The organism is Parasphingorhabdus sp., from assembly GCF_039982415.1.
Lineage (GTDB): Bacteria > Pseudomonadota > Alphaproteobacteria > Sphingomonadales > Sphingomonadaceae > Parasphingorhabdus.
On the sequence record NZ_JBDWYL010000001.1, the window covers coordinates 58,130 to 85,126 of the forward strand.

At 50.1% G+C, this 26,997-nt stretch carries 26 protein-coding genes; 13 read left to right on the plus strand and 13 right to left on the minus strand.

The window, feature by feature from the left end; all coding sequences use genetic code 11:
* Window positions 1–15: 15 nt before the first annotated feature.
* Entirely contained in the window at window positions 16–1,305 is a 1,290-nt protein-coding gene (locus ABJU74_RS00295; RefSeq protein ID WP_348385563.1) for an NADH:flavin oxidoreductase/NADH oxidase family protein, read from the minus strand.
* 206 nt (window positions 1,306–1,511) lie between these two features.
* Between ABJU74_RS00295 and ABJU74_RS00300 the strand changes: the two genes are divergently transcribed.
* The 3 genes from ABJU74_RS00300 to ABJU74_RS00310 all read left to right on the plus strand — a co-directional run bounded on the left by ABJU74_RS00300 (window position 1,512) and on the right by ABJU74_RS00310 (window position 4,222).
* Window positions 1,512–1,907, plus strand: a complete 396-nt coding sequence (locus tag ABJU74_RS00300; protein ID WP_348385564.1) for a hypothetical protein — start codon at window positions 1,512–1,514, stop codon at window positions 1,905–1,907.
* A 70-nt stretch (window positions 1,908–1,977) separates the two neighbouring features.
* The gene (locus tag ABJU74_RS00305; protein ID WP_348385565.1) at window positions 1,978–3,324 is read left to right on the plus strand and encodes a TldD/PmbA family protein; all 1,347 of its coding nucleotides are present in this window, start codon (window positions 1,978–1,980) and stop codon (window positions 3,322–3,324) included.
* 115 nt (window positions 3,325–3,439) lie between these two features.
* Window positions 3,440–4,222, plus strand: coding sequence for a 3'(2'),5'-bisphosphate nucleotidase CysQ (locus tag ABJU74_RS00310; protein WP_348385566.1), 783 nt, complete (start codon window positions 3,440–3,442; stop codon window positions 4,220–4,222).
* Here ABJU74_RS00310 and ABJU74_RS00315 read toward each other — a convergent pair.
* From ABJU74_RS00315 to crtY, 3 genes are read right to left on the minus strand one after another with little or no spacing between them, the layout of a single operon-like run.
* The gene (locus ABJU74_RS00315; protein WP_348385567.1) at window positions 4,219–5,148 is read right to left on the minus strand and encodes a phytoene/squalene synthase family protein; all 930 of its coding nucleotides are present in this window, start codon (window positions 5,146–5,148) and stop codon (window positions 4,219–4,221) included. The genes ABJU74_RS00310 and ABJU74_RS00315 overlap by 4 nt on opposite strands.
* Complete coding sequence (locus tag ABJU74_RS00320) at window positions 5,148–6,668, minus strand: phytoene desaturase (protein ID WP_348385568.1); 1,521 nt, start codon at window positions 6,666–6,668, stop codon at window positions 5,148–5,150. Before ABJU74_RS00320 ends, ABJU74_RS00315 begins: the two co-directional genes overlap by 1 nt.
* 13 nt (window positions 6,669–6,681) lie before the next feature.
* Window positions 6,682–7,854, minus strand: coding sequence for a lycopene beta-cyclase CrtY (gene crtY / locus ABJU74_RS00325; protein ID WP_348385569.1), 1,173 nt, complete (start codon window positions 7,852–7,854; stop codon window positions 6,682–6,684).
* A 110-nt stretch (window positions 7,855–7,964) separates the two neighbouring features.
* Between crtY and ABJU74_RS00330 the strand changes: the two genes are divergently transcribed.
* The 3 genes from ABJU74_RS00330 to ABJU74_RS00340 are packed head-to-tail and all read left to right on the plus strand — an operon-like array spanning window position 7,965 to window position 10,039.
* Window positions 7,965–8,714, plus strand: coding sequence for a sterol desaturase family protein (locus ABJU74_RS00330; RefSeq protein ID WP_348385570.1), 750 nt, complete (start codon window positions 7,965–7,967; stop codon window positions 8,712–8,714).
* Window positions 8,683–9,111 carry a DUF2141 domain-containing protein gene (locus ABJU74_RS00335; protein WP_348385571.1) on the plus strand — a complete coding sequence of 143 codons (429 nt, stop codon included), beginning with the start codon at window positions 8,683–8,685 and terminating at the stop codon, window positions 9,109–9,111. The genes ABJU74_RS00330 and ABJU74_RS00335 overlap by 32 nt, the downstream gene beginning before the upstream one ends.
* Window positions 9,112–9,163: 52 nt before the next feature.
* Window positions 9,164–10,039 (plus strand): MipA/OmpV family protein, encoded by an 876-nt coding sequence (locus ABJU74_RS00340; RefSeq protein ID WP_348422583.1) that lies wholly within the window; start codon window positions 9,164–9,166, stop codon window positions 10,037–10,039.
* A gap of 43 nt (window positions 10,040–10,082) precedes the next feature.
* On the opposite strand, the gene prfB is transcribed toward ABJU74_RS00340, so the two are convergent.
* A complete protein-coding gene (gene prfB, locus ABJU74_RS00345) occupies window positions 10,083–11,210 on the minus strand; it encodes a peptide chain release factor 2 (protein WP_348385573.1) in 1,128 nt (375 codons plus the stop codon).
* A gap of 377 nt (window positions 11,211–11,587) precedes the next feature.
* Between prfB and ABJU74_RS00350 the strand changes: the two genes are divergently transcribed.
* A complete protein-coding gene (locus ABJU74_RS00350; RefSeq protein ID WP_348385574.1) occupies window positions 11,588–12,154 on the plus strand; it encodes a phosphoribosyl-AMP cyclohydrolase in 567 nt (188 codons plus the stop codon).
* A gap of 94 nt (window positions 12,155–12,248) precedes the next feature.
* Here the strand turns inward: ABJU74_RS00350 and ABJU74_RS00355 are convergent, their stop codons facing one another.
* The 3 genes from ABJU74_RS00355 to ABJU74_RS00365 form a co-directional block, all read right to left on the minus strand.
* Window positions 12,249–14,270 (minus strand): GMC family oxidoreductase, encoded by a 2,022-nt coding sequence (locus ABJU74_RS00355; RefSeq protein ID WP_348385575.1) that lies wholly within the window; start codon window positions 14,268–14,270, stop codon window positions 12,249–12,251.
* A gap of 69 nt (window positions 14,271–14,339) precedes the next feature.
* Window positions 14,340–15,359, minus strand: coding sequence for a beta-propeller fold lactonase family protein (locus tag ABJU74_RS00360; RefSeq protein ID WP_348385576.1), 1,020 nt, complete (start codon window positions 15,357–15,359; stop codon window positions 14,340–14,342).
* A 79-nt stretch (window positions 15,360–15,438) separates the two neighbouring features.
* Window positions 15,439–16,206 carry a CsgG/HfaB family protein gene (locus ABJU74_RS00365; RefSeq protein WP_348385577.1) on the minus strand — a complete coding sequence of 256 codons (768 nt, stop codon included), beginning with the start codon at window positions 16,204–16,206 and terminating at the stop codon, window positions 15,439–15,441.
* A 305-nt stretch (window positions 16,207–16,511) separates the two neighbouring features.
* Here ABJU74_RS00365 and ABJU74_RS00370 point away from each other — a divergent pair, with 305 nt between their 5' ends.
* Entirely contained in the window at window positions 16,512–17,819 is a 1,308-nt protein-coding gene (locus ABJU74_RS00370; protein ID WP_348385578.1) for an FAD-dependent oxidoreductase, read from the plus strand.
* Here ABJU74_RS00370 and ABJU74_RS00375 read toward each other — a convergent pair.
* Window positions 17,816–18,706, minus strand: a complete 891-nt coding sequence (locus ABJU74_RS00375; RefSeq protein ID WP_348385579.1) for an alpha/beta hydrolase — start codon at window positions 18,704–18,706, stop codon at window positions 17,816–17,818. The two genes, ABJU74_RS00370 and ABJU74_RS00375, sit on opposite strands and share 4 nt — an antisense overlap.
* A 78-nt stretch (window positions 18,707–18,784) precedes the next feature.
* On the opposite strand from ABJU74_RS00375, the gene ABJU74_RS00380 reads away from it, so the two are divergent.
* Both ABJU74_RS00380 and ABJU74_RS00385 read left to right on the plus strand, forming a co-directional pair.
* Window positions 18,785–20,527 (plus strand): D-aminoacylase, encoded by a 1,743-nt coding sequence (locus ABJU74_RS00380; protein WP_348385580.1) that lies wholly within the window; start codon window positions 18,785–18,787, stop codon window positions 20,525–20,527.
* A 3-nt stretch (window positions 20,528–20,530) separates the two neighbouring features.
* Window positions 20,531–20,923: a hypothetical protein gene (locus ABJU74_RS00385; RefSeq protein WP_348385581.1), complete on the plus strand. Its 393-nt coding sequence runs from the start codon at window positions 20,531–20,533 to the stop codon at window positions 20,921–20,923.
* A gap of 50 nt (window positions 20,924–20,973) precedes the next feature.
* On the opposite strand, the gene ABJU74_RS00390 is transcribed toward ABJU74_RS00385, so the two are convergent.
* The 4 genes from ABJU74_RS00390 to dnaN form a co-directional block, all read right to left on the minus strand.
* On the minus strand, window positions 20,974–22,056 hold the full coding sequence (locus tag ABJU74_RS00390; protein WP_348385582.1) for a transporter: 1,083 nt from the start codon (window positions 22,054–22,056) through the stop codon (window positions 20,974–20,976).
* Between the two features lie 65 nt (window positions 22,057–22,121).
* The gene (locus ABJU74_RS00395; RefSeq protein ID WP_348385583.1) at window positions 22,122–22,556 is read right to left on the minus strand and encodes a hypothetical protein; all 435 of its coding nucleotides are present in this window, start codon (window positions 22,554–22,556) and stop codon (window positions 22,122–22,124) included.
* 55 nt (window positions 22,557–22,611) lie between these two features.
* The gene (locus ABJU74_RS00400) at window positions 22,612–23,061 is read right to left on the minus strand and encodes a hypothetical protein (protein WP_348385584.1); all 450 of its coding nucleotides are present in this window, start codon (window positions 23,059–23,061) and stop codon (window positions 22,612–22,614) included.
* Between the two features lie 35 nt (window positions 23,062–23,096).
* The gene (dnaN, locus tag ABJU74_RS00405) at window positions 23,097–24,212 is read right to left on the minus strand and encodes a DNA polymerase III subunit beta (RefSeq protein WP_348385585.1); all 1,116 of its coding nucleotides are present in this window, start codon (window positions 24,210–24,212) and stop codon (window positions 23,097–23,099) included.
* Window positions 24,213–24,463: 251 nt separating this feature from the next.
* Here dnaN and ABJU74_RS00410 point away from each other — a divergent pair, with 251 nt between their 5' ends.
* From ABJU74_RS00410 to rlmN, 3 genes are all read left to right on the plus strand, one after another.
* Window positions 24,464–25,117, plus strand: coding sequence for a histidine phosphatase family protein (locus tag ABJU74_RS00410; RefSeq protein ID WP_348385586.1), 654 nt, complete (start codon window positions 24,464–24,466; stop codon window positions 25,115–25,117).
* Window positions 25,114–25,608 carry a hypothetical protein gene (locus tag ABJU74_RS00415; RefSeq protein WP_348385587.1) on the plus strand — a complete coding sequence of 165 codons (495 nt, stop codon included), beginning with the start codon at window positions 25,114–25,116 and terminating at the stop codon, window positions 25,606–25,608. Before ABJU74_RS00410 ends, ABJU74_RS00415 begins: the two co-directional genes overlap by 4 nt.
* A gap of 134 nt (window positions 25,609–25,742) precedes the next feature.
* Window positions 25,743–26,993, plus strand: coding sequence for a 23S rRNA (adenine(2503)-C(2))-methyltransferase RlmN (gene rlmN / locus ABJU74_RS00420; protein WP_348385588.1), 1,251 nt, complete (start codon window positions 25,743–25,745; stop codon window positions 26,991–26,993).
* Window positions 26,994–26,997 lie beyond the last annotated feature (4 nt).

The following is a 26,997-nucleotide window of genomic DNA, read 5'->3' on the forward strand; positions in this document are numbered from 1 at the left end:
CAGCTATTGAGCAATCTATTGGCTGCGCGCTGCCATAATAGCCTTGTTGCGGGCTTCCACCGCTCGAAATCCCTTAAACACACTCAAGTCTGGATCGGTTTGGCCGGTTTGGCCGATATTATGAAGCTGCTCGTAAAACCAATAAATAGTCGCAAAGCCATCCATGGCTTTGACCATTTTAAAGCGGCGAAGAAATCCGAGCCAATCTGGCAGAAGCTTGAGAATATTTTCATAACGAGGCAGCTCGTTCAACCCCGCAAGCAATTGGTTGGGAGCGTCGGTTACGACGCACATCGGCCGCCCGATGCCAATCAAGTCCGCTGCGCCATCGGACAGAGCGTGTTCCATCGCCGCACGGGTGCGAAAGCCGCCGGTGACCATTAGCGGTACTTTAACAGAAGCTTGCATCGCTTTGGCGAAATCGACGAAATAGGCTTCACGCGCCTGGGTTGAAGCAGCAACATTTTGTTCCTCTTTGGCCTCCATCCCTTCGGCACCCATAAGCGCTGGCTGTTCATAGGTGCCGCCGGAAATCTCGATCAGATCGACACTGGCCGTTTCCAGCCATTGAACCACCTGCAAGCTATCTTCAAAAGCAAAGCCCCCTTTTTGAAAGTCGGCACTATTCAACTTTACCGAAATAGGAAAATCGGGGCCGACGGCAGCGCGCATTTTCGCTACCGTTGCCAATAAAAATCGTGCGCGATTTTCTAAGCTACCACCATATTCATCTGTGCGCTGATTGGCGCGCGGGCTTAAGAAACTGCTCAGTAAATAACCGTGTGCGGCATGAATTTGAGCACCGGTAAAACCAGCTTCTTTGCAAGTTTTTGCTGCCAACGCGAAGCGGTCAACCAGCTCTTCGATTTCTTGCACTGTTAACGCAACCGGTTCCCCAAATTGACCACCGGGCAATCCCAATTTGACGGCGGAAGGCGCCTTTGGATGTTGATTGACATTGCTTTGGGTTTGCCGGCCGGCATGGCTAATTTGGGCCCAAAAATGATTGCCATTGCGGGTTGCGACCGCAGCCCAGCTTTTCAGGGCAGCCATCATCGCTGGATCAGCAGGCTTGTCGACCACGACATTGCCAGGTCGCTCGAGATGATCGCGGTCAATCTGGATATTGCCGCTCAGCAACATACCAGCGCCGCCGTCGGACCAAAGCCCGTATAGCCTTTCGAGATCCGCAGTGGGCATCCCATCTGGGGTGGCCATTCCTTCTGTCATGGCTCCTTTGCCGATGCGATTTGGCAAAGTGGCGCCGCAAGGTAATGGAAGTGGATCAGCAAGGGAGATAGTCATGATGGGTGCCCCGATATTTACATTGCGTTTAGAAACTGATTCTGTCCGACCGAGCAATTTTTAGCAAGTATTATGTCGCGTTAATGATATTTTAAGCCTGAATTCTGCCGATTTGGCTTTTGGAAAAAACAGGTTATAGTGTGAAGGGCGCAAATTCGAAGGGGACATTCGGCGGCGCTGAGAGAGTCTGTTGAAGGGGAATGAATATGGTTGCAGCAGCATCCCGCAAATCAGTCACAAAACACCGCTCTGAGAGCGATATGATAGCGAACCAATCCGTGCGGTGGGACAAGAAAATGAGCAATAACTGTGCAACAGCATTGCTCGTCTATACGATGCTTCAAATATTCATGGTGGTTGGTTTTATTGAATCCAAAGGCATGTCCATTGCACCTTATTTTGGTCTGGTTTTGTTGGTGGCAATCATAATTCCCATTTGTCGCAAATATGAGAAAAAATGGGAAGCCATGAACCAGAGCAGCATGAGTTCACAGAGCATTGCAGCACGGTTTAGAAAAGATCAGGTCACCTTGTGGTTGCTTGCTGGCGGACTGCCCTTTCTGTTTATTGCCATCATTAAAGCGGTTGGCTCAATTTTATAACTTTTTGAATTGATCATGATAGTGATATCGCAGCGTTGACCTCTTCGCTGGGCCTATCTATGTCCAGCGGATGCTAAAACCACAAGAAGCGCAAGATCGCGCCGACGCCCTTATTTCCCAAGCCAAACAAGCCGGTGCGGACGCAGCCGATGCCATTTATGTCTGCGATGCCTCCACCCAAGTGCAAATGCGTCTGGGTAATCTAGAAGATGTAGAGAGATCAGAGGGGGAAGAAATTGGCTTGCGGGTTTTCGCTGGAAAACGATCTGCAACCGTTTCGTCATCGAATATGGATCCGGATATCTTGTCTGCATTGGTGGGACGAGCCATGGATATGGCGCGCGAAGCACCGGAAGATGAATTTGCAGGTCTTGCGCCAGAAGACCTTATTTTGAAGTCTGATCCGCACCCGATTGACGGTGATGACGGCGCTGACCCTGACCCTTCGGTATTGCGTGAAATGGCATTGCAAGCGGAAGATGCAGCACGCGCCGTTGAAGGCGTAACCAATAGCGAAGGTGGCGGCGCCAGCGCTGGAAGATCGATTGTGGCCCTCGCGACCAGCCACGGCTTTTCAGGCGCCTATTCCACGAGCGGCTATGGTTGTCATGCCAGTGTGATCGCCGGCGAAGGCGACGGCATGGAACGCGACTATGGATATGATAGTAAGCGCCATTTTGAAGATCTCACCAGCCCTGCAGAAATTGGAAAAGAAGCCGGTGAACGGGCGGTCTCACGGCTTAACCCGGTTGATTTTGAAGCAGGTGCGATGCCGGTCATTTTCGATCCTCGCATAAGCAATACAATATTGGGGCATTTTGTTGGGGCAATTGCAGGGAGCAGTATTGCCCGTAAAACCAGCTTTCTGCTTGACGCCATGGGCTCGCAATTGTTCGACAGTGCGATTAATATCATTGATTGCCCGCATCGCAAACGGGGCTTGCGGTCCAAGGCTTTTGATGGAGAAGGGCTTCCAACGGCCAAGACCAAATTGATCAACAATGGCGCGTTGACTCAGTGGATTTTGGAAAGCGCTTCCGCCCGCCAACTGGGACTGCAGCCCACCGGGCATGCATCGCGCGGTGTCGGCGGCGCTCCTGGCGTTAGTGTAACTAACCTGCATATGAGCAACGGATCGGTCAGCAAATCCGAATTGATCGGTGACATTAAGCATGGGGTCTATATCACCGAGTTGATTGGCCAAGGCGTCAATCCGGTTACCGGCGATTATAGTCGGGGCGCGGGCGGATTTTTAATTGCCGATGGCGAGATCGGCGCGCCTGTTTCCGAAATTACAATTGCGGGGAACCTCAAAGATATGTTTGCGAGCCTTATTCCGGCAGATGATCTTGAATATCGCTATGCCGTCAATGCGCCGACATTGCGTATAGATAGTATGACCGTGGCTGGCGGTTGAATCGTCTGGTTCCATCCTATTCGCTAGTGGCGGATCCACCAGATCTTTTCTATCAATATTATGTGTTTTGTCCCATGAACTGGGCGCCGTGCTGAGGCTCAAGGAGTAGTAAATCTTGTTGGACTTTGATCAAATCGTCACTGTCGCCCAAGAAGCGGGCGATCTTGCCATGCAACAATGGCAGGTCGGTAAAAACGCTGAAAAAACATGGGAAAAATCTCCCGGGCAAATTGTTAGTGAAGCCGATATCGCGGTGAATAATTTCTTACGCGAACGCTTGGAACGGATGTTACCGGATGCCGGCTGGTTGTCTGAGGAAACGGCTCAGGACAAATCCCTATCCGGCCGCGATATGGCCTGGGTGGTCGATCCCATTGATGGCACAAAAGATTTTGTCAAAGGCAAGCCAGGATGGTGCGTCTCTATTGCGCTCGTTCAAAATGGGGCACCCATTTTCGGTGTGCTCAACGCACCGGCTATGGACGAACTGTGGACTGCCAAAGCGGGTAGCCATACCGAGGTGAACGGCAAAGCCTTGAAGGCAAGCCAGTGCGCACAATATGCCGGCGCGCGATTGCCGGTTGAAGAGCTGCCTGATCATATCGATCTCACTGCGGTGTTCAAGCCGAATAGCATCGCGTTGCGATTGGCGATGGTTGCGGATGATCGTGCCGATCTAGTGGTTTCAACGCGATGGGGTAGCGAATGGGATATCGCGGCCGCACATGTCATCGCCGAAGAGGCTGGAGCAAGAGTGACCGATGCCCATGGAGGAAAGTTACGATATAATGGGACGCATGGTCAGGCCTTTGGTATATTATGCACCTCCGAAGCAATCCATGAAGATGCCGTGGCGCGAGTGGCCAAATTTCTTTCGGAAAATGAAGGGCAGACCTAGATCTGATGCCTTGTCCGGGACCAAAGTCCCGTGCGTTCTTTATGTCTCGGTTTGAATATAGCTTGTCCAAATCCTTTAGTTACCCAATGAATTTTCGAAGACTTGCTAGTGACTACGCGCTTTTCCAATGATTGGCCGGCGCTGGTTTTCACCATGCGGGCGATATCACCATATATTCCTGCGGCTGCCAGCACGGCCCAACGTGATCGAAACGGAAGCCGGGCGGCTCCGATACGGGCGGACGCTTCATAGCTTTCCGATAGGGTGCACAATCGATCGACAAGCTCAATTAAAGCCGGACGGCGCGCTGCATCCATAATATTATCTGGATCGATCCGCATTTCCGCGAGCCATTGCCGGGGGATATAGCATCGCCCCGCCTCTGCATCTTCGGTGATATCCCGCGCGATATTCGACAATTGAAACGCGAGACCCAAATCGCAGGCCCGATCCAGTGTTTCATCATCGCCTGTAGGAATGCCCATGATGATCGCCATCATGCATCCGACCGCACCAGCAACATGGTAGCAATATTGGAAGAGATCTTCTTCGCTGTCTGGCTGCCATTCATCGGCATCCAGCGCAAAGCCATCAATGACATCACTGGCCAAATATTTGGGCAATTGGCATTCTTGTGCAACGATGCCCAGTGCGTCAAACGCCGGTTTGCCGGTTTTTTCACCCCCGATTGCTCGGGTCGTGAGCATGCGCATGGCGGCTATCGTGCGTTTGGGGTCCTGAACTGCGGACATGCCATGACCGTGATCCTGTCCATCGGCTAAATCGTCACATTGTCGGCACCAGGCGTAAAGCATCCATACGCGTTCACGAATATGTTTGCGGAACAGTTTAGAAGCCAAGGCAAATGATTTTGAGCCGCGGTCAATACTGATTTTTGCTTGAAGAACGAGATGAGAGCGATTCATTATGTGTCTTGCAATATGTCCTCAAGCATAAGCTCGGCAGTGGCTTTTGCACTACCGACCACACCAGGTATACCTGCGCCGGGATGCGTTCCGGCACCGACAAAATAGAGATTTTCGATGACGTCGTCGCGATTGTGGACACGGAACCATGCGCTTTGTGTGAGCAACGGTTCTAGGCTAAAAGCGCTTCCCAAATGTGCATTGAGGTCCGTTCCGAAATCTTGAGGGGTATAGTGGAAACTGGTCACAATCCGTTCGTGAATATCAGGAATGAGGCGATGCCCGATTTCATCCAAAATTCGTTTCTCATATTTTGGTCCCATCTCGGCCCAGTCGATAGGTAATTTGCCTTGATGCGGGACCGGGGCGAGTACGTAAAATGTACTATGACCCTCAGGCGCCATTTCCGGATCTGTGACCGTTGGGTGATGGAGATAAAGCGAAAAATCACGGGGCAAGACACCATTATCATATATATCTTCCAGCAAGCCTTTATAGCGTGGCCCGAACAGGATCATATGGTGTGGTATGCCCGGCCACGTACCCTTTAAGCCAAAATGAACCACAAAAAGGGAAGGGGAATATTTCTTTTTCTTCAACGCGGCGGTGACTTTGTTGCTGCGATGTTTGTGACCTAATAAATCTCTGTAACTGTGCATGACGTCTGCATTGGAAGCCACGGCATCGAAATTTTCACTCCAACCGGATCGGCAAGTAATACCCGATGCGCGATCTCCCACTGTGTCAATTTTGGTGACAGGATCCGCCAGTCTTATGGTTCCGCCAATTCGTTCAAAATGTTTGACCATGGCGGCGATAAGCATGTTGGTTCCGCCCTTGGCGAACCATACACCGCCTAAGCGTTCAAGCTTGTGAATCAGCCCGTAAATCGCGCTGGTGGACATCGGGTTGCCGCCGACCAACAAAGATTGAAAAGACAGAAATTCGCGCAACTTTTCGTTTTTAACAAAAGTCGAAACCTTGGCGTAGACTGACCGATAGGCTTGAAATTTCATGAGCGCTGGCGCTGCACTTATCATGGATTTGAAATCGAGAAATGCTTTCGTGCCCAGTTTGACATAACCTTCTTCATAGAGGCTGCCGCTATATTCCAGAAAACGTTTATAGCCCTCCACATCATCAGGCTCTATTTTGGCAATCTCAGCATATAATTCTTCCGGATCGTTGACATAATCAAAATTGGTGCCATCCGGCCAATTGAGCCGATAAAATGGTGAAACCGGCATAAGTTCAATATCTTGCGCCATATCGTGACCGGTCAAGTCCCAGAGCTGGCTCAAGCAATCCGGATCAGTAATAACCGTCGGCCCACCGTCAAAGATAAAGCCTTCTTTGTCCCAATAATAAGCGCGCCCACCTGGTTTGTCGCGACTTTCCAATATCGTCGTTTGGATTCCGGCAGATTGCAATCTAATGGCCAGCGCAAGCCCGCCAAATCCAGAGCCTATAACGGCGGCTGTTTTAAAAAGTTGGGTTTGACTGTTGGTTATTTCGTTCATCGCAGATTTCGGTTCACTTATAGTTTAACAAGAGCGGCAAAGCCCGCCAAATTGAAATTGGGGGCTTTCCGGTTAGCAGTTTAAGCTGGTCTTTTTTGGTCGACTTTCCAGCGTAAAAACGGGCCAGCAGCTCTTCGTCCTTGGCATAAGTATGCTGAAGCGTACGATAGCGCAGCGCGGGGTCAGCTCCCTTAAACATGAACGCACTGAGCATACGATAAAATTTACCGCTTTTCCAGTGATTTGTGGCAAAATTCCTAAGCAATTGATTGAGGTTTTCTTGGTTCAATTCGGGCAGATTCGCGATGAGAATTGCGGTTTCTACAGCCATTGGCAAAGAATAGCTTGTAATTGGTTGTATCAAGGCAGCACGCGCGCCCGCGCGCGCATCCGGCCCATCATTGTCATCCCAAAATTTTTCGAAATCTCCACCATATAAAACCGGAAGCTTTCCGCATTCTTCGCGCATAATATTGTCGGTGACCCATCCTTGGCTAGCGGCATATTCTGCGATACGATCTCGCACCGCGCGCGTATCCATTGCTTCGGAATTGGAATAATAGGTGTCTTCGACGAAAATCTCTGTGTCGCTAAATGGCAAGCAGTAGACAAAGCGATATCCGTCAATTTGATCCACTGTTGCATCCATGATGATCGGATTGGTTAGCCCATGTGGGCTTTGGAGCCGTAAAACCTGACCGCAGAATTTTTGCCAACCAAATTCCAAGGCAGAAAAATCACCGCCACCACGAACATCCAAAATAGTCTTGGCGGCAATTTCATTGGCATTTTCCAAGTGAACAATGCCATCTGTGATAGACTGGATATTCTGATTCAATTGTACAGCAGATTGTGGAAGTTTCTCTTGCAATGCACGATCGAGATTTTCGGACATTATTGAGTAATAAGCGTTGTTGAGACAGCGATTATATTGTGGGAACCGGACGTCATATTGGTCCCATTTTCTTGAAATGAGCGGGTCGAGCAGCCAGCGATTGGCATCTTCGACATCCGTCTCGAAAAAAGACCAAATATGATTGCCGCCAAAATTTTCTCCAGCTTCGATCAGCGCGATCTTCCATTCGGGCCTTAATTTGTTGACTGCCAATGCGATAAGCCCGCCCGCCAATCCACCGCCAGCGATGGCCAGGTCAAACTGATTTGATTGCGAAGCTGATTGCGCCATGATCGAGCCGTAGCCGATGCCAAGGTTGGGGGGAAGCCTGTCTCATAGCAGGTAGTGAATTATTTGGCTTTTGTCTTGCTCCACGCCGCTTTGCAGCATAGCAAAAGGTCATGAATATGTTCGTTGCCATTATCGTATCAGCGCTTGTGATGACTGTGATTGTTGGCGGGCGTTATATTTTGACCAGTGGCTTTTTCGCATGGCTGACACAGCGGGTGAAGCCCGGACAATATGATCGCTTAAAGCCTCAGATATCGCGAGAAATTCGGTGGTCGCTTTACTCGGCGGCGATATATGGTGTTCCTGCTGGTATTGTCGCTTGGGGTTGGCAAAATGCGGGTTGGACGGAAATTTACATGCAATTGGATGCATGGTCTTTGTGGTATTTACCCGTGTCCTTGCTGCTATACTTGATCCTACACGACAGCTGGTTTTACTGGACCCATCGTTTGTTCCATCGCCGCGGGTGGTTTGAATGGGCGCATGCCGTTCACCACGAAAGTCGCCCACCGACGGCTTGGGCGGCGATGAGTTTCCATCCCATAGAAGCGCTCAGTGGAGCGTTTGTTATTCCTTTGCTCGTTTTCATCATACCCATCCATGTCAGTATCTTAGCACTAGTTTTACTTGTCATGACCATAATGGGTGTGACAAATCACATGGGGTGGGAGCTGTTTCCGCGTTGGCTGGTTCACGGCCCGTTAGGGAAGAGTTTGATAACAGCATCACATCACGAGAGACATCATAGTGCGTATAGGGGGAATTATGGGTTATATTTTCGGTTCTGGGATAAAGTCTGCGGCACTGATCTCGGGCTTGGCAGTTTTGATGACCATCCCGCTCAGCGGAGCGGGCGCTAATCAATCTGTGGCTGCACCGGCGATAACCGCGACGATCGATATTGCTATTTCTAACCTGCGCTCTCAAAAAGGCGATGTGCTGGTGTGTTTGAGCAGCAATCCGAAATATTTTCCCGATTGCCGAAAAGACAAGTCTGCTCGGAAGATTAAGGTTGCCGCGTCCGATGCGGGCAATATTAAAATTCAGAATGTGACACCGGGAACTTACGCGGTGGCGTTGATACATGATGAAAATGCCAATGGAAAAATGGACTTAAGACTGTTTCTGCCGCGCGAAGGTTTTGGGTTTTCAAGAAATCCCAAAATCGGGATGGGACCACCCAAATTTAAGTCAGCGCAATTTACCATTGGATCTGAAGATGCCAATTATGCGGTGAAGATGAAATATATTTTGTGACCATCGCGGATTTGGGTTGAGAATTTGGTGCGAAGGAAGTCCGATTATCCTGATGATGAGATATTGTTCCCCCTTGGCAAAATCATTCAGAAAGATCGGGATTGCGGCACTGCTGGCTGGCATGTCAACGCTCTGTCATGCTCAGCAGCAAGGGCCGCCCATCGGCGAGACTGTCTTTGACGGCGATTATGTCACTCTTGGCATCGGGGCTGCAATTGGACCCAGCTATGACGGTTCTGATAATTATACCATCTCTCCGTTGCCGGTGATTATTGGCAGTGTTGCTGGCATTGATGTGCAGCCACGCGGACCCGGATTTGCTGCAGATTTCATTACTGATCAATCTGGTGCAAAGATTGATTATGTTTTGGGTCCGGTTGTTCGGGCGCGTTTTGACCGCAATAATTCCATCAAAGATGATGTTGTCCAGCGTCTTGGCGAATTGGATGTCGCCATTGAGTTGGGCGCGGTCGCAGGATTGCAGGTTAATCGTGTGCTTCATCCGTTTGATTCCCTAACAGCCGAAGTGGATCTGCGCTGGGATGTTGCCGGAGCGCATAATGGGATGGTTGTCGCACCCAGCCTGACCTATTTTTCTCCGCTCAGCCGGAGCGTGGCCGTCAGCATGGCGATAACCGCTGAATATGTTGATGATGACTATGCTGACTATTATTTTTCAATAGATCCAACGGGTTCGGCGGCTAGTGGTCTTCCCAGTTTTGCCGCGGATAGCGGTTGGAAAAATGTCGGTTTGACAATGTTCACCGGATTAGATCTCGATGGAGATATCACAAATGGAGGATGGGGCCTGTCGATAATTGGCAGCTATTCTCGGCTATTGGAAGATGCCAAACAATCGCCGGTGACCTCGATTAGAGGAGATGCTGATCAGTTGTTTCTGGCGCTCGGAATCGGATATACATTTTAACAATGGATATTTGTTTCGTGCTTTGGCACTGCTTTTTGGACGCCTAGTCAACATCCTCGACATCGACGGTTTCACCGGTCACCCGCTGCGACAAAGCCGCGGCAATAAAGGGATCGAGAGCACCATCAAGGACATCAGAGGGTGAACTGCTGGTAACTCCTGTTCTAAGATCTTTGACCATTTGATAAGGTTGCAGGACATAGGACCGAATTTGGTGACCCCAGCCAATTTCTGTCTTGGCTTGATATTCACCGCTGGCTTCGGCTTCACGCCGTTGTAACTCGGCTTCATAGAGACGGGCTTTCAGCATTCCCATGGCCGTGGCGCGATTCTTATGCTGACTGCGATCATTTTGAGAGGCCACAACTATACCGGTTGGCTGGTGCGTGATGCGCACGGCGCTATCGGTTGTGTTGACATGCTGGCCGCCCGATCCTGAGGCGCGGTAGGTGTCAATTTTCAAATCACCTTCGTTAATTTCCACTTCGAAACTATCGTCGATAATCGGATAGACCCAGACGCTGGAAAAGCTGGTATGCCGTTTGGCAGCGCTATCAAATGGAGAAATGCGGACCAATCGATGGACACCGCTTTCGGTCTTAGAAAAACCATAGGCATTTTCGCCTTTAATCTCTAAAGTCGCTGATTTGATCCCGGCTTGATCCCCGGCCTGATAGTCAACCATTGCCACTTTGTAGCCGCGGGCCTCGGCCCAGCGTTGATACATGCGCAATAGCATTTCCGCCCAGTCTTGGCTTTCTGTGCCGCCGGCGCCGGCGTGAATTTCCAGATAGGTATCCAGATTGTCGGCTTCTCCCGAAAGCAGGGCTTGAACCTTGTCGCGATCCGCCCGATCCGCTAATTTGCATAGTGTCTCAACGCCTTCATCAGCCAGTTCGGTGTCTTCTTCTTCTTCTGCCATCTCGATAAATTCGAGCGCATCATCCATTTCCTGTTTAATCTCTTTGGCCGCGGTAATGGATTCTTCCAGGCGCCGGCGTTCAGTCATCACCGCTTGGGCAGCATTTTGGTCATCCCAAAGGGTTGGATCTTCAACCCGCGCATTGAGCTCATCGAGCCGGCGCAGAGCCACATCCCAGTTTAGGGAGGTTTTCAAAAGATCGAGCGCTGCACTGATCCGGTCGACATGCGCCTGGGCTTCGGCACGCATTATAAGGTCTCCAATAATCTCTTGGCGTTTCGATTAGACGATTGATCAATTAAGTAAAGTAACGATCCGCAGAACCGTCCTAACCCGCCGAAAAGAATGTGCCTTGGATCTAAATGATCAGGCATAGAAACAGAATTATCATTGATGATTTCTATCAAAATCACTGGAAGTTTTATATTTGCTCTTAACTTCGAAGGTGTTGATATCCAGCGTACACAAGCTAAGGATATCTTGTGTACGAAATGGAGTGCAAAATGAAATTTCCCCGCCACACCCATTTCAGAAAAAACTAGAAATAGTATTCTTGCTGGATCAACTTGCGGGGTTTTAGTTATAGCGTTACTGCATCCAGCGCGAAATTGAATAAGGAAACTATCATGAAAAAATCTGCTATATTTCTTGCAACGGCGCCACTTTCTCTAGCTGCCTGTTCTTCTGAAACGGCTTCAACTGACGCTGTTGGAGGAAGTTCGAACGCAGCGGCTCCGATAACTGCTGAGGAAGTAACGGCTGCGCAAACGGCATGGGGCGAAGGTATTGTCACCATTGGTAAGGCGTTCTCGGAAGAAGAAGATTTCCGGGCTGCAGCAGACGAGCATATCAAGAAGTTTTATGCTTATGGCGATGGTGCAACAGTTCTTTTTAAACCAACATTGGCGGCTGAAAAACAGTTCCGCGGAACATTTGACGGAGCCATGAGCTATTTTGTTGGTACAGAAGGTTCAGAAGACAAAGGTTTTGCTATTAAACCATGGACCGCAGTGCGTTGGGAAAATGAAGGCACTATAGTTGACAGCGACAGCGCGATGGCGATGGGCAATTATTTTTTCACCGATACAGACGGCAATGAAACCAAAGTTGAATATAGCTTTGGCTATGTACGCGGTGACGATGGTGAATTGAAAATCAATCTCCACCATAGTTCGGTGCCCTTTGGAGGCTAACCGATAAGAGCGAGGCGCCGATAAACGTCGGCGTCTCGTTTCATTGGCAGTTAATTTCTTGGATGCCGTAGTAGTTTTTTACCAAGACACAAAATCAACCAAACCGTTTTTTGCCTGCCATTGCCCGATGCGCCATGGCCATTGTCGTGAGTTGCGCATTGACGCGAATACAACTGGGCATCACGCTTGCATCGGTTACGAAGACATTTGAGGTGCCGTGTACCCGTTGATCAACATCAACAATGCCCTTGTCCGGATCGACATTTATCGCATTTCCACCATGAGGATGAGAACTGGATAGAACGACATCATCCGGTTCAACAATGGCTTCTTCGTAAAAAGCATCGATTTGATCATCCGTCATACCTCGGCGCAACGTCTGCCCTTTGAGGAGAGCAGGGTAAACTTCAATTGCACCATTGAGAAAGTGGACTTTGGTCATCGTTGCCAGCGCTCGCCGCAGCAATGCCAATTCGGTTTCTCGAATTTCCAGCTTTAGTTTGCCTTTTTCTAGTTTTCCCAACCGGTCTGCCGGAAACAACACTCCTGCGGAGACCAAGCGGTTAAAGTTCAGCATGCGCCGGAAATGTTCGTCAAACCAGCCCGGCACCAAAGTTGCCATGCTCATCGGTGGTTGAAAATGACTTTCGATGAGATAATCGCCCCGATCGACATAGGTAGCCATCTGATCTTCATTCCAGACGTTCATATCTTGCCCTTCGGGCATAAGAGCTACGACCGGGCAAGCGATATTAAGCGAAATTCCATCTCCGGCTTTTTCAATACCGCTCTTGTTTAGCAGATTGCTGGATGCCAGCGCACCAGCGGCAACAACCACGCCTTTATCTGCCTTGATTGTGCGCGTTCTGCCGTCGCGCAACAAGATGTTCACTGCGACCGCTTTACGCTCGCCATCATTATTTTCTTCCCAAAGAATTTCCGTCGCTTCAGCGCCATCTAATATGCGTGCGGGCTTGTCCCGGTCCTCATTGGTCGCATGCGATAAGAAGCTTTCTGGCATTGCCTTTTTGCGTCCGTAAGGACATCCGGTGTTGCAATAACCGCAATAGACGCATTCGCTGTCGGGAGTTTTGGGGCCATAGTTTTTCTGAAACCAAGCGGAAATGGCTTGTTTGTCCATTGGATCATTGGACTGTGCAGCATATTTATTCCAGCCATCGATGAGGTGCGGTCCATTATGCCGACCAGAAATGGTAGATATTTCCGAAACATCCAGCGCAGTCTCAACGACTTCATAGCTTGCGTTTAATTCAGTTTCCGGAATCGGAGCGCCGAGAGCTTTCCAGGTTTTAAAAACATCTTCCGCTTGCGGATGGACTAATCCATCCTGTTTCATTCGCAAGCAAATACCATTGTTGATGACGGTAGAACCGCCCACGACGCGGCCCTGAAAAACAATCACGTCCCGATCTTTGGTTGTTTGCAAGGCGCCATCCTTAAACAAGCGTGCGGTCATTCGCGCTTCTTCGTGGGTTATCCGGGAAGAGGGGTAATTGTGACCAGCCTCAAGGATCAGCACATCATGCCCCTCATCAGCAACTGCGGCGGCAGCTACTGCGCCGCCAGCGCCGGAACCGATGACAATAACATCAACCGATTGTGGAACCGCATCATGGCCAATAAAGACCTCAGGCTTGAGATCTCTTCCAGTTTCCCGTTTTACCGGAAGCTCGCCGGGAGCCGAACGGTCGCGTTGTCCAGGCAGCTGATATTTTAGACGTTGATAGATAGGATTATCAAAATTCTCTTCCTCATCCCCATGCTCCCAATGCCCGTAATAACCAGCGAGGATCACACCCTTGGTACGCGCTATATCCTGAAACAAGTCAACCCGACTGTTCTGTAATCGGCGACGGATCAAGGTTTGGCGCAATTTGGGTGTTGCCAGAAAGAAAAAGGGCCCGCCCAAAATCAAGAATAGTCCATAGAGAGCTAGCCCGATTTCTTTGGGCTTATTGCCGTCAATATTGGAAAAATGCTCTTGCAGATTTTCGACAACTTGGTTTGGCGATATGGCCATTGGCGTGTCGTGAAACATGGCTTGCGTCAACGCTTTGAGCATGCGCGCCTGCAAAGGGTTAAAGGGTTTTTGCATTGCGATCTTCCTAAGAGCGACCCTAGAAAAACTCTGTCAAAATTTTATCATCAAACCATCTTGGTCCGATTACTCAGTGGTCAAGGCTTCGGCTATGCCCAATCCATCTCCATTGGTGCCTCCCGCCAATCTGCCGATTAAATGGCCATTGACCATATCAATTTCTGCAATTTTATTCAGTCCTGTCTCTGCGACATAAAGGCGCTTGCCATCGCGTGAAAACAATATGGTGACCTGACCCGCTTGCTGTGATCCACTGACTTTGATCGTGCTCTTAAGTTCTCGCTTTTCAACATCAAATAAACTCAAAGCGCCATCACCCAAATCAGAAGTGACAGCTGTTTCCCCATCCGGACTAATCGCGACCCGGATCGGAAATTTTCCGGTTTTGATGGTCGCTAATTCGGTGAGATTAGACGTGTCAAATATCCGCAACTCGTCACTGCGACGATCGGCGACCCACAATGTTTTTCCGTCTGGAGTTATCGCAAGACCTTCCGGTTCGGTACCTGCAGGCAGATCTGCAATTTTCGATTCATTTGCAAGATCAAGAACAGTGACGGTCCCGGATTGCATGTTGCTGGTATAGGCACGTTTTTTGTCTGGAGATACAGCAACCATATGGCTGCCTTTTTGTCCGGTAGAGATTTGGCTGATCGCGCGGGTCTGATTGTCGCCGGATGGGGGTGATACAACGGTTATGCTATCGCTGCCTTCTGTCGAAGCAATGATCCGGCCATCGTCCAACCAGATAATCCCGTGGGGACTTTTGCCTGGCGAGAGATTGATAGTTTCAATTTTCTCCCGAGCGGCAATGTCAAAAATATCAATATGGGCCGCGCCGTAGGATACGACGGCAGCTAACCGTCCATCCGGAGAAATCGCAACTTCGTGCGGGTTTTTCCCCGTGTCCCGGCGGGCAACTTCCCGCCCGCTTGCCAGATCAATAAAGCTGAGACTGTCTTCGCCCTTATTCCCCACCAACAATGTCCCGCTAGGACCGGCATGATCGCTTTTGGGTTTTTCTGCGGAGACGGAGCAAGCGCTGAATAGACCGGCTACGGCCATGGCCATCGCAATTTTATTCATTCCTAATGTCTCCCAAAAAAAATCCCCGATAGAGCAAGGTGCCATATCGGGGATATATTCATCTATGCAAAATATTTGCCTATTCTGCTTGAGGCGCAGCAGCGCTAGGGTCTTCCGGTAATCCACCCAGTTGCGACACCATTTTTGTGTAGGCATCCAGATAGGCCAAAGCCATTACACGGCCAATTTGCGTATCGGTATATCCACCGCCGGCCGCTCCTGCCAATGCACCGCCGAAGAAACCGCCGCCGCCGGCTCTGAATTTGAGATCAGATTTGCGGGAATAGCCTTCTGTAATCCGTTCCATTTCAGTGGTTCGAACATTGACTAGAGACAGAGTAACATTGGCTTCTTTTTTGTTGACTTTCACACCACCGAGAATGCCACCAAAAGCGCGTCTTCCCAGACCGCCTAATAGCGCACCACCGAGGCCACCGCCGCCGGATTTGGCATTGGCGGAGATAATATCAGGAATGATCACATAGTCGGCAGCCTTGACTTGCCGCTTGCCCACGTTGGAGCCCCGTTGCAATTCTCCAGAATCAGCAAGGGCACGTTCCACTGCTCTACTCGCCAGACCCCGGCCACGATCAACGAGACCAAAACAGCCAGATCGTGCGACAAATGTTTTGATAAGGGCTTCAGGGGAGCCGAGTTTGTAACTCACCCACCAGCGCCGTTCTGGTTCGACAATGGCGATTGTGCCCAGTTTTTTATAGCAAACAGGAATTTCTGCAACGCCGCGTTCTTGCGCCTTTTGTCCTTTGGATTTGCCTGCCGCAAGGGCTGCGCCCCCGGACATAGCGATAGACGAAACAGCTAGAGCGGTTACAATTTTCTTCAACATAGGATTCCCTCTGGTTTAAATTACAGTGTCACTAACGATCTGAAATTTTTGGCTCTCAACACTTGGTACACAAATTTTCCCCAGTGGAAAACGATATCCACTAATTTCTTCGATCGTCGTGTTTTGCTCTCACCAATATTTATAGCTGATAGCGGCATGCTGGTGTGATCTATAGCACGTTTTCGACATTTATTTTTGCGGCGTCAGCTAACGAATATGATGGCCGGCAACCGAGGCTCTTTTCTTTTGTGATTAAGGCGTTAGCATGATGTCGAGACAAAATGTCGAATCTCGAGGGGAAGCGCATGCGGCATATCGCGATAATCGGATCCGGACCGGCCGGATATTATTCCGCTGAAGCAGCGCAAAAGAAATATGGGGACGATGTTACGGTCGATATTATTGACCGGCTGCCTGTTCCTTTCGGACTAATTCGAACAGGCGTGGCACCAGATCATCAGTCAATCAAAGCGGTATCGCGCCGGTATGAAAAAACGGCTCTCGGCGAAAATGTTCATTTTGTCGGGAATGTTACCGTCGGTACGGATGTCAGTATCGAGGAGTTGCGATCATTATATGATGCGGTAATATTGGCGACCGGAGCACCCAATGATCGGCCTTTGACAATTGCTGGTAGTGAATTGCCGGGCGTCATTGGCAGCGCCGCATTTGTCGGTTGGTATAATGGCCATCCCGATTTTGCTGATCTTAATCCTCCGCTTGATGGCAAGTCGATTGTCGTTATCGGAAACGGCAATGTTGCACTCGATGTAGCGCGCATTTTATCGAAAACCGAAGACGAATTCGCCGGCAGTGATATTGTGGCGCATGCGCTCGACCAATTGCGCCATAGCAAAATTGAGAAAATTACTTTTCTGGGTCGACGCGGTCCCTATCAAATTGCTATGACGCCTAAGGAATTGGGGGAGTTAGGGCATTTGGATCGCGCGGTTCCAATTGCCGCTTCGGAGGATTTTCCAGCCGAAGAAGAGGACGCTGCACTGGAGCCGGGTGTACGAAAATCTGTTGGTCATTTGCGCAGCTTCTTACCCAATAGCGGTGAAGAAACCGGCAAACCCATTGCGATTGAGTTTGATTTTTTTGCAATGCCAGTGGCGATAGAAGGCGATGGCAAGGTGGAGAAGATAATTGTCGAGAAAACGCAGCTCGATGATGAAATGCGGGCGCAAGCCACCGGCGAAACATATTCATTAGACTGTTCTGTGGTGATTAGCTGTATTGGTTATCGGACCCCGCCGATTGACAATGTGCCTTATGATGAAGGGCAGGGCCGCTTTGCCAATGTCGACGGACGGATCTCACCCGGTCTTTATTGCGTGGGCTGGGCGCGGCGCGGACCGACTGGAACAATTGGCACAAACAAGCCTGACGGTTTTGCGATTATTGAAACGGTTGCGGAAGATATTGGTGACGGTGGAGGAAAAGCTGGACGCGATGGATTGAACAAATTGTTCAATGACCGCGCGGTTGAAGCGGTTACCTTCCGGGACTGGAAAAAAATCGAAGAGGCCGAGGTCGCTAATGCGCGAATCGGAGCACCGAGAGAGAAATTTACCGATATTGAGGCGATGATTGCTGCTCGCAAACCTTAGGATAGCCAATTGCGCAATATTTTATTGACGCGGTCTGGCGCTTCTTGCTGCACCCAGTGAGAAACGCCCGGCAGTTTGTGTAGTGTGAAATTTTCAACCCATTGTTCGGTGCCTTCGGTACATTTGATGTTGAGCGCGCTGTCTTCTTCGCCCCAAATCATCAAAGTCGGTGTGTCGAGTGATTTGTCAGCAATATCGATTGTGTCGCTGTGCCGCAACAAAGCGCGATAATAGTTTATCATCCCTTTTAACGATCCTGGCCGCATCGCTGCTTGGGCAAAAACTTCTAACGCTTCATCAGAAAAATTGCGCTGATCCAATGCCATGTTGGCAAAGGCTTTTTTAATCGCCGTGCCTTTGCCGCGTGCCATTAGAAATTCGGGAAGCCAAGGGATTTGAAAGAAGAAAATATACCAACTGCGCCGAAACTGCCGCCAATATTTGATTTCGCGTTGACCCACCATCGGGTGAGGAACATTCATGATGACCAGTTTTTTCAACGGACGCATTTTCTCGATTGCAAAGGCCCAGGCGACAATCGCACCCCAGTCATGTGCGATCAGCGTGACATCTTCGGCTCCGCTGGCATCGATGAGAGCTGCGACATCGGCGCATAAGTTATCCAGCGCATAGTCGCGTATTTCCACCGGTTTGCTCGAGCCGCCATAACCGCGCATATTCGGTGCCCAAACCCGATAACCTTGCTCCACCAAATCGGGAATCTGAAACCGCCAGCTAAAATGTAGTTCGGGAAAGCCATGCAGGCATAGCGCTAGCTTGGAACCTTCCCCCGCTTCCGCGAGTTCGAAAATCTGATCATTGGCCTCGATCCAGCGGATAGTGATGCCGCTGTCCGGATCGGGATCCCAAGAAGGTGCTTGTGTCATCTGTGAAGTTTAACAGCAGATGGGTTTAACCATCCAGTTAAATCTGCTATTCAACAGAAAATTATTTGGAGAGACTCGATGCATGATCTGGTAATTCGCGGTGGAACAGTAGTGGATGGCAGCGGAGGCACACCATTTGTTGCGGATGTCGCCATTGATGGTGATCGAGTGACTCTCGTCGGAGATGTGGCGGCTTCAGGACGGGAAGAAATTGATGCCACCGGGAAGATTGTCTCTCCTGGCTTTGTTGATGTGCATACCCATTATGACGGGCAAGCGACCTGGGATGATGAAATGGCTCCATCCAGTTGGCATGGAGTCACGACGGTTGTGATGGGCAATTGCGGCGTAGGCTTTGCGCCGGCCAAGCCGGATAAACATGATTGGCTGATCGGTCTCATGGAAGGCGTGGAAGATATTCCCGGAACAGCCCTGGCCGAAGGCATGAAGTGGAATTGGGAAACGTTTCCGGAATATATGGATGCGCTGGAAGAATTACCACGCACCGTTGATGTGGCCACGCATGTTCCGCACGGTGCTATTCGCGCTTATGTGCTTGGTGACCGAGAGAAGCCCGGCGCCGTACCAACCGATGATGATGTCGCGCAAATGTCTCAAATTGTCGAAGAGGGATTGAAAGCCGGTGCTCTGGGTTTTTCGACGTCCCGCACGGTGTTGCATCGATCCGTTGATGGCGAACTGGTTCCCGGAACAACGGCTACCAAGGAAGAATTGATCGGCATTGGCCGCGCAATGGGCCGTGTGGGCTATGGCGTTTTTGAAATGGCCAGCGACTTGAACCGTGAATGGGATGAATTTGGCTGGATGGGTGATCTCAGCCGTGAAACCGGGCTGCCCGTTACTTTTGCGGCGCTGCAATCCATCGCTAAAGATCAACCGTTGGAAGAGCAAATTGCGAATATGCGGGCAGAAAATGACAATGGAGCCAATATCGTGGCCCAGATAGCGTTGCGCGGCAATGGTATCATCATGGCTTGGCAGGGTACGGTCCATCCGTTTGTTCGCAAACCAAGTTGGGAAGAAATTGCCGAATTGCCCTGGGAAGAGCAATATGCGCGGCTTTGTGATCCAGCTTTTAAAGCAAAAATTCTGGCTGAGACCAGCCTTCCAGCGGAAAACGTGGATATGGCGCCGGTGCAATTTATCGTCACCGATGGTTGGGCGATGCATTTTCAAATGGATGATGGCTTTAATTACGAACCAACGACCGAGGAAAGTATCAATGCGCGGGCCAATGCTGCTGGGATCACGCCAGCCGAATATGCCTATGATCTGTTAATGTCCGACAATGGCAAAGGTTTGATCTATTTGCCTATCCTCAATTATATCGACGGAAATCTCGACTTTTTGCACCCCTTGCAGCATGCCGATGATACCGTAAACAGCCTGTCTGATGGGGGTGCACACTGCGGAACCATTTGCGATGCTGCTAGTCCGACATTCATGCTCGAACATTGGGTCAAGAACCGCGAACGTGGAAAGATCAGCATAGAAAATGCTGTAAAACGCCAATGCCTCGACACGGCGCGGCTCTATGGATTGAATGACCGTGGGCTTTTAAAACCGGGCTATCTGGCCGACGTCAATGTGATTGATATGGATCGTCTTAAACTCGGCAAACCTTGGTTGGCGTTCGATCTTCCTGCAGGCGGCAAACGTCTGCTGCAAAAGGCTGATGGCTATGACTATACAGTGAAATCCGGGCAGGTGACCTTTAAGGCCGGCGTTGTAACGGACAAAAGACCGGGCGGATTAATCCGCGGTCCACAAAATGTCGCAATGCTGGAAGCGGCGGAATAAGCAATGTTTGCCGAAGCTGGTCTGCTCAGGCTGGCCTATTTTGCCAACATCCTGATTTTGCTACCGATATGCTGGAATATGTTTTTCGGAAGCGGCGTGGCAAGCGTATTTGAAGGAAAAGTCGACGAATCTGCAGGCCTTCGTCTGCTTGTCGGGAGCTTATGGTCGGCGATATTAATTGGGTCGGCTGCGGGTTTATTTGCTCCCCGTTTCTTTGCGCCGATTATTCTAGTCCAGATTTTCTACAAAAGCCTCTGGTTATTGATCTTTGTTTTACCTTTGGTTGCAGCCGATAAATTTCATTTGGTTCCTTGGGGGATTTCATCGGTATTTCTGGCCATCGTGATTAGCTATCCGATTATTTATTGGTATTCTGGCGTTGGCTTTGGCCGGTAAAGAGAGGCGCTCTGCAGCCGCTGCTGGTGCAAAGCGCCTTTTCCGTTCCGTTAGAATGACTTTTGCCAGCCAATGGTAAGCATCCAATCTCCGGTCATTTGAGGACCGTTTAAGTCTTGATAGACGGGTGCGCCCAATTCGACACCCAGCCGGTGTCCGGCCAATGGACCATGGGTGCTGACCAAATTGATGCCACCAATCACGTCGACCCGCTCGCCGCCCTGAAAATCGGGATTGGCCGTTTGAACCGGGCCGATGATCATCGGATCAATACTCTCAATCTTACTCGTTGACCGAGCCTTGACGCGGCCAGAAAGACTAAGCCATTGCGCTGGGCGATAGCTAAACCACGTGGTCAATTCGTGCACGTCGCCAATTCGGTAATTTTGGTCATTTTTACCTGTGCGAATGGTTCCGGAATATTGTGATCCCAAACCGATTGCGCCGTGCCAACTTTTGTACGTTACCGTTGGTTTAAAATCCCAGGTTCCTGAACCAATTTGCATCATATATGGAACGCGGACTGTCGGCTCCGTACCCATGGGAGTCAAGATTTGAGCCGTTCGAGATGTCGAACCGGTGGGGATCGAAACGGCTGCACGGATATTCAGTTCCCGTTGCTCGGCACTTTTGCGGTCAGCAATGCCAAGTACAGGGAAAATACCGCCAAGGGTGATATCTCCGAAACCTTCTGGACTAGTGGTGAAATTTCCGCGCACGTTGGTGCCGGTCCCACCCGCAAAAGTACTGTGCTCCATCTCCTTTTGGACATAGCTACCCATGGCGACCAGTGTGACCCAATTCGTTGGTGCATACATTGCTCCAACCATGGTCATATCCGTACGCATCGATGTCGGGACGATACGCAAAGTGGCCGGCTGACCGGGCAAACCAACAAATCGATTGGGTATGGAGGTCACGGTTTGCTCTGGAGTTATGCCGTCTGATCCTATTTGATTGCCGCTCATTTCCATATGCATGTGACGAACGGAGACCATGAATTCATCTTTCTTGTGCGCGTGGTCGGCCATGACACCAATTGGTGCATGATCATCGGCGCGCACATCGTGAGCGAATGCGGCAGGTGTAAAGCAGGCGACAAGGATCGCGCCTGTACAAAGCGAATATTTCATAAATTTTTCCTGTAACAGTCTGATGTTCGGCTTTCGAAAAAGCCCGAGAACGATAATATTTGGTGTCAGGCTGTCGCCGGTGGTCCAGTCGCTGGGGGAATATTAATCCGATTTCGGTGAGAAAAAAAGCGCTGTATCTCACCATGGTAAGGAGAAAAGGAGAGGTTTAATCTCGCCATTTCCGGGCCGCTTGCGCTGAAACCATTTCCTGATCCGGCCGCGAAGAGACAGACGGATTTGTCCTGCTCATCATCCGAAACGGGATGGTGTTCTGGTTCTCCGTAAACCAACGCGAGAAGGTCATAGTCCGGGTGGTCATTCGCGATCGCTAACGTTCGGTTAGAATGGCCAGAACAGAGCTCAATGGAGAAGCCATTGGCCGTATGTGAAGGCATGAAACCTTGTGGTGCCAATGCTGACAAAACCAGGGCTAGCATGGCAAGAATCATCGATGCGTATCTGCCGCTTACGGGCAAAGGAGAAAGAGAAATAGGGGGCATGGAACGCAAATCCCTATACTAGGATCTTCTGCGTTTTCCAGCCCCGAATTTTCGTTTAGGTGATCTCAATCGGGCTTTGAGAAGCGATATTCTGAGCGGTTCTCGCTCCCAAAATAAGATATCCGACTTCTGGCGTCCCAAAGCCAAAGCGATAGCGTTTGAGCCGCAAAAAAGTATCTTCGGAAATGTCTATCTGGCTCCAAGGCACAAAAAAGGGGCGTTGAAAGGGACCGAATATTTTCCAAACGGAAACACGCAAGCCCGTGCGGCAAACATCCAGCTTCAGGCAACCCGAAAATTTGGCCTTTCCCATTTTTGCTCCACCCATGATTCCGGATTGGGAGCGCATGGCAAGCAAAGCCATATCATGTCGGTCGGGAAATCGATCCTGAAGCTTGCTCCAACCTGAAGTTTTCGCGATTAGTAAAACGATGCCTAGCCACAGACCGATAAAAAATATCGGGAACAGGGCAAATATCAAATTTTCGTCGATCGACACGCCCATTAAGCGATACTCGATATCTGGCGCTCAAAAATCAGTTATACCCGCATTGGCATGAGTACATATAATGCCGGGCTTTTGTCATTTTCACGGATCAATGTTGGCGCGCTGGAATCAGCGAGATGCAGTTCAACATTGTCGCCTTCAATTTCGCTCAGAATATCTAGCAAATAGCGCGAGTTAAAGCCGATCTCGAAGCTATCCTCGGCATAGGCTCCGGGCACTTCTTCTGCCGCTGTTCCGTTTTCTGGCGATGTGACAGATAACGTGATTTTGTCTTCGCCCAGCGCCATTTTGACTGCGCGGGTTTTTTCGGTGGCAATGGTGGAAACCCGATCAACGCCTTGAGCAAAGCTTTTGGGATCGATTTTCAGAATCTTGTCATTACCGGTTGGGATGACCCGGGTGTAATCAGGAAAAGTGCCGTCGATAAGCTTGCTGGTGAGAACCGCCGTACCCAGTGTAAAGCGGATTTTGCTCGCCGACAGATCAATTTGGACAGACGCTTCGTTATTTTCATCGAGCAACTTGCGCAGCTCATTCACGCATTTGCGCGGAACGATAACATCAGGCATGCCTTCTGCACCAGCAGGCCGAGGGAGAGTTACCCGGGCAAGCCGGTGTCCATCTGTTGCGGCGGCCTTTAAAACTGGTGTTTCTTCGTCCTGCACGTGCAAGAAAATTCCGTTCAGATAATAACGGGTTTCTTCCGTTGAAATGGCAAATTTGGTTTTGTCGATGATTTGAATGAGCGATGCGGCGGGCAATTCAAAACTGGTGGGCAAATCACCTTCTGCAATGATCGGGAAATCGTCACGCGGCAGGGTTTGCAAATTGAACCGTGCGCGTCCCGCATTTACCTTCATTTTTCCATCCGCGGCGTCGAGTTGGACTTGCGAACCATCAGGCAGCTTGCGGGCAATATCGAATAATGTATGCGCGGAGACCGTAATCGAGCCCGCTGTGTCGACTTGCGCATCGACGGTCTCGACAACTTGCAAATCAAGGTCGGTAGCCATTAATTTGATGCCACCTCCATCGCTGGCTTCGATCAAGACGTTGGACAAAATAGGGATCGTGTTGCGCCGCTCAACCACCGACTGGACATGGCCCAGACTTTTCAGCAGTGCTGCGCGTTCAATTGTCGCTTTCATAAACCGTCCTTTATTTCTGTCCCCGAGCGATGTTTATCGCTCCTATTGCTGTCTTACAGGACGGCGCAGAGACTCCGTCACAAACACAGATAGTCACCGCTTCATTAACAATATCAACCGATAGGGCAAGCCCGATACCGAAGCGAAGATCGATATTGCGGTGAAAATCTGTGGAAAAAAGCAATAATGCCGTTAAACCAGCCAACAGAAATCGGTAATTTTGCCAAACAGGGACGAAATAGACTATAGATATGAGCAGTTTAAGCGCCGATTTATCTACCAATGGAAAGCGCCTTTTCATTGCTCGCCATGGCGAGACGATTTTCAATCTTGCTGGCCGCATTCAAGGCAATGACGCGCATACACCTTTGACTCACAGGGGATTTGCTCAGGCCGACGAAATGGGCCGGGCTCTGGCGCGCCATCTGAACGGATTTTCAGCCTTAGATATTGTAGCTTCGGATACCGGGCGTGCATTACAGACCTTGTCCGTCGTCTGTGAGCATATTGAGGTCGATTGGCATGGCAATATCTCCGATCCTCGTTTGCGCGAAATAGATATGGGTCAATGGGAAGGCGTTTATTATGAGAAATTGGGCGGACAGTTAAAAATTGACCATGAACAAGGCTTGTTTCTGACCACGGCACCAGATGGAGAAAATTACGCAGATATTGTTGTTCGTCTTTCGTCATGGATTGCCGATCAGAAATTCGACCGTGACATGCTGCTCATTAGCCATGGCATGACCAGCCGGGTGTTGCGGGGATTGTTAACCGGTCAACCGGCCATGGAATTGATCGCAGCGCCGATGGCTGAAAGCTTGCCGCAAGGATCAATGGTTGAGATTGTCGATGGCGTCGAAACGATCATATATCTGGGCATGGGGGAAGGAGAAAAGGCGTGACACGGTCTCTATTCCTTTTGATGTTTGGCGCTTTCTTCCTTGTTTCTCCAGCGGTTGCAAAAGACTCTTTGGGCATTTTTAACAGTTGGGGCGCTTTCCGTGATATGGATGTGCCGCGCTGCTATGCGATTGCGGAATCAGAAGAAATCACCGGCAAGGCGGAAAGGAAATCCTATGCCTCGGTTGGTTTTTGGCCAAAGCGCAATATCCGTGCGCAATTTCATGTCCGATTGAGCCGCGACCGTTCCACCAATAGCCGGGTGATTGTTGGCGTCGGCGGACGACGCTTTCAATTGACCGCCAATCGCTCTGATGGCTGGTCTCAGGACAGGAGAATGGATGCTGCAATTATTGCGGCATTGCGATCTGCGAACAGTATGACGATTGAAAGCACGGGGCGCGATGGTAGGCCAATTGTCGACGCTTATCTGCTGCGGGGTGCCGCCACAGCGATAGATGCGGCATCATTGGGCTGCTCTCGTTTGAGATAGGCTCGTTCTTGTCCGTGATTGAAAGATTGGAGAACCCACAGATCCAACTTTTTTTCTGGCGCTTTGCCATGCCGCAATATTGAAACGGTTCAGATGACTGGTATTTGCAGCGAGGCCACCCTATATGCGCCTTCATGCAGATTCCCGGCCATATTGATCCCGTCCCGCTTCCCGCGAAAGTCACGCCCCGTGATGATGGACGGGTCGACCTTATTGGATTGAGCGTTCTCGAAATTCGGGATGTCTTGGTGCAGGCCGGTTTGGATGAAAAACAAGGAAAGTTGCGCTCCAAGCAGCTATTCCACTGGATGTATCATCGCGGCATTGACGATTTTTCGGTGATGACGGATATGAGCAAAACGTTGCGGCCTTGGCTGGCCGAACGATTTGTGATCGGCCGTCCTGAAACTGTCGAGGCCCACTTATCCGAAGATGGAACCCGTAAATGGTTGCTGCGATCTGCGGACAAGCAAGATTATGAAATGGTCTTCATTCCTGACGAGGATCGCGGTACTTTGTGCATTTCCTCGCAAGTCGGTTGTACGCTTAACTGCCGCTTTTGTCACACGGGGACCATGCGTTTGGTCAGAAATTTGAGCCCGGGTGAAATTGTTGGACAGGTAATGTTGGCCCGCGATGCTTTGGGAGAATGGCCCAAAGGTGTGATGGATTTCGCGGATGATGAAGACGAAGCTGAAAATACCAAAGAATATAATCAAGCTTATAAATCCGATGGGCGATTGCTGACTAATATTGTTCTCATGGGAATGGGGGAACCGCTTTATAATTTTGACAATGTCCGTGACGCGATGAAAGTGGTTATGGATGGCGCCGGGCTCGCGCTGTCACGTCGGCGGATCACTCTCTCAACCAGTGGCGTGGTGCCGATGATTGCGCGGGCGGGCGAAGAAATTAGCGTCAATCTCGCCATTTCCCTTCATGCCGTGAACAAAGAAACGCGCGATGAAATCGTGCCGCTCAATCGCAAATATTCGATTGAAGAGCTGTTGCAAGCCTGCGCGGATTATCCCGGTTCGAGCAACTCGCGGCGGATCACTTTCGAATATGTCATGTTGAAAGACAAGAATGACAGTGATGAAGATGCCCGGGAATTGGTGAATTTGCTCCGCAAATATGATCTTCCAGCCAAAGTGAATTTGATCCCCTTCAATCCCTGGCCGGGTTCTGCCTATGAATGTTCATCACCGGAACGGATAAAAGCCTTTTCGAAGATTATTTTTAATGCAGGCATAAGCGCACCGGTTCGCACACCAAGAGGACGCGATATTATGGCTGCATGCGGCCAACTAAAGTCGGCGAGCGAAAAGAAAAGCCGTGCTGAACTGGACCGCCTAGCCGAAGAAAAGCAGGCGGCGCTGGGCTGAATTT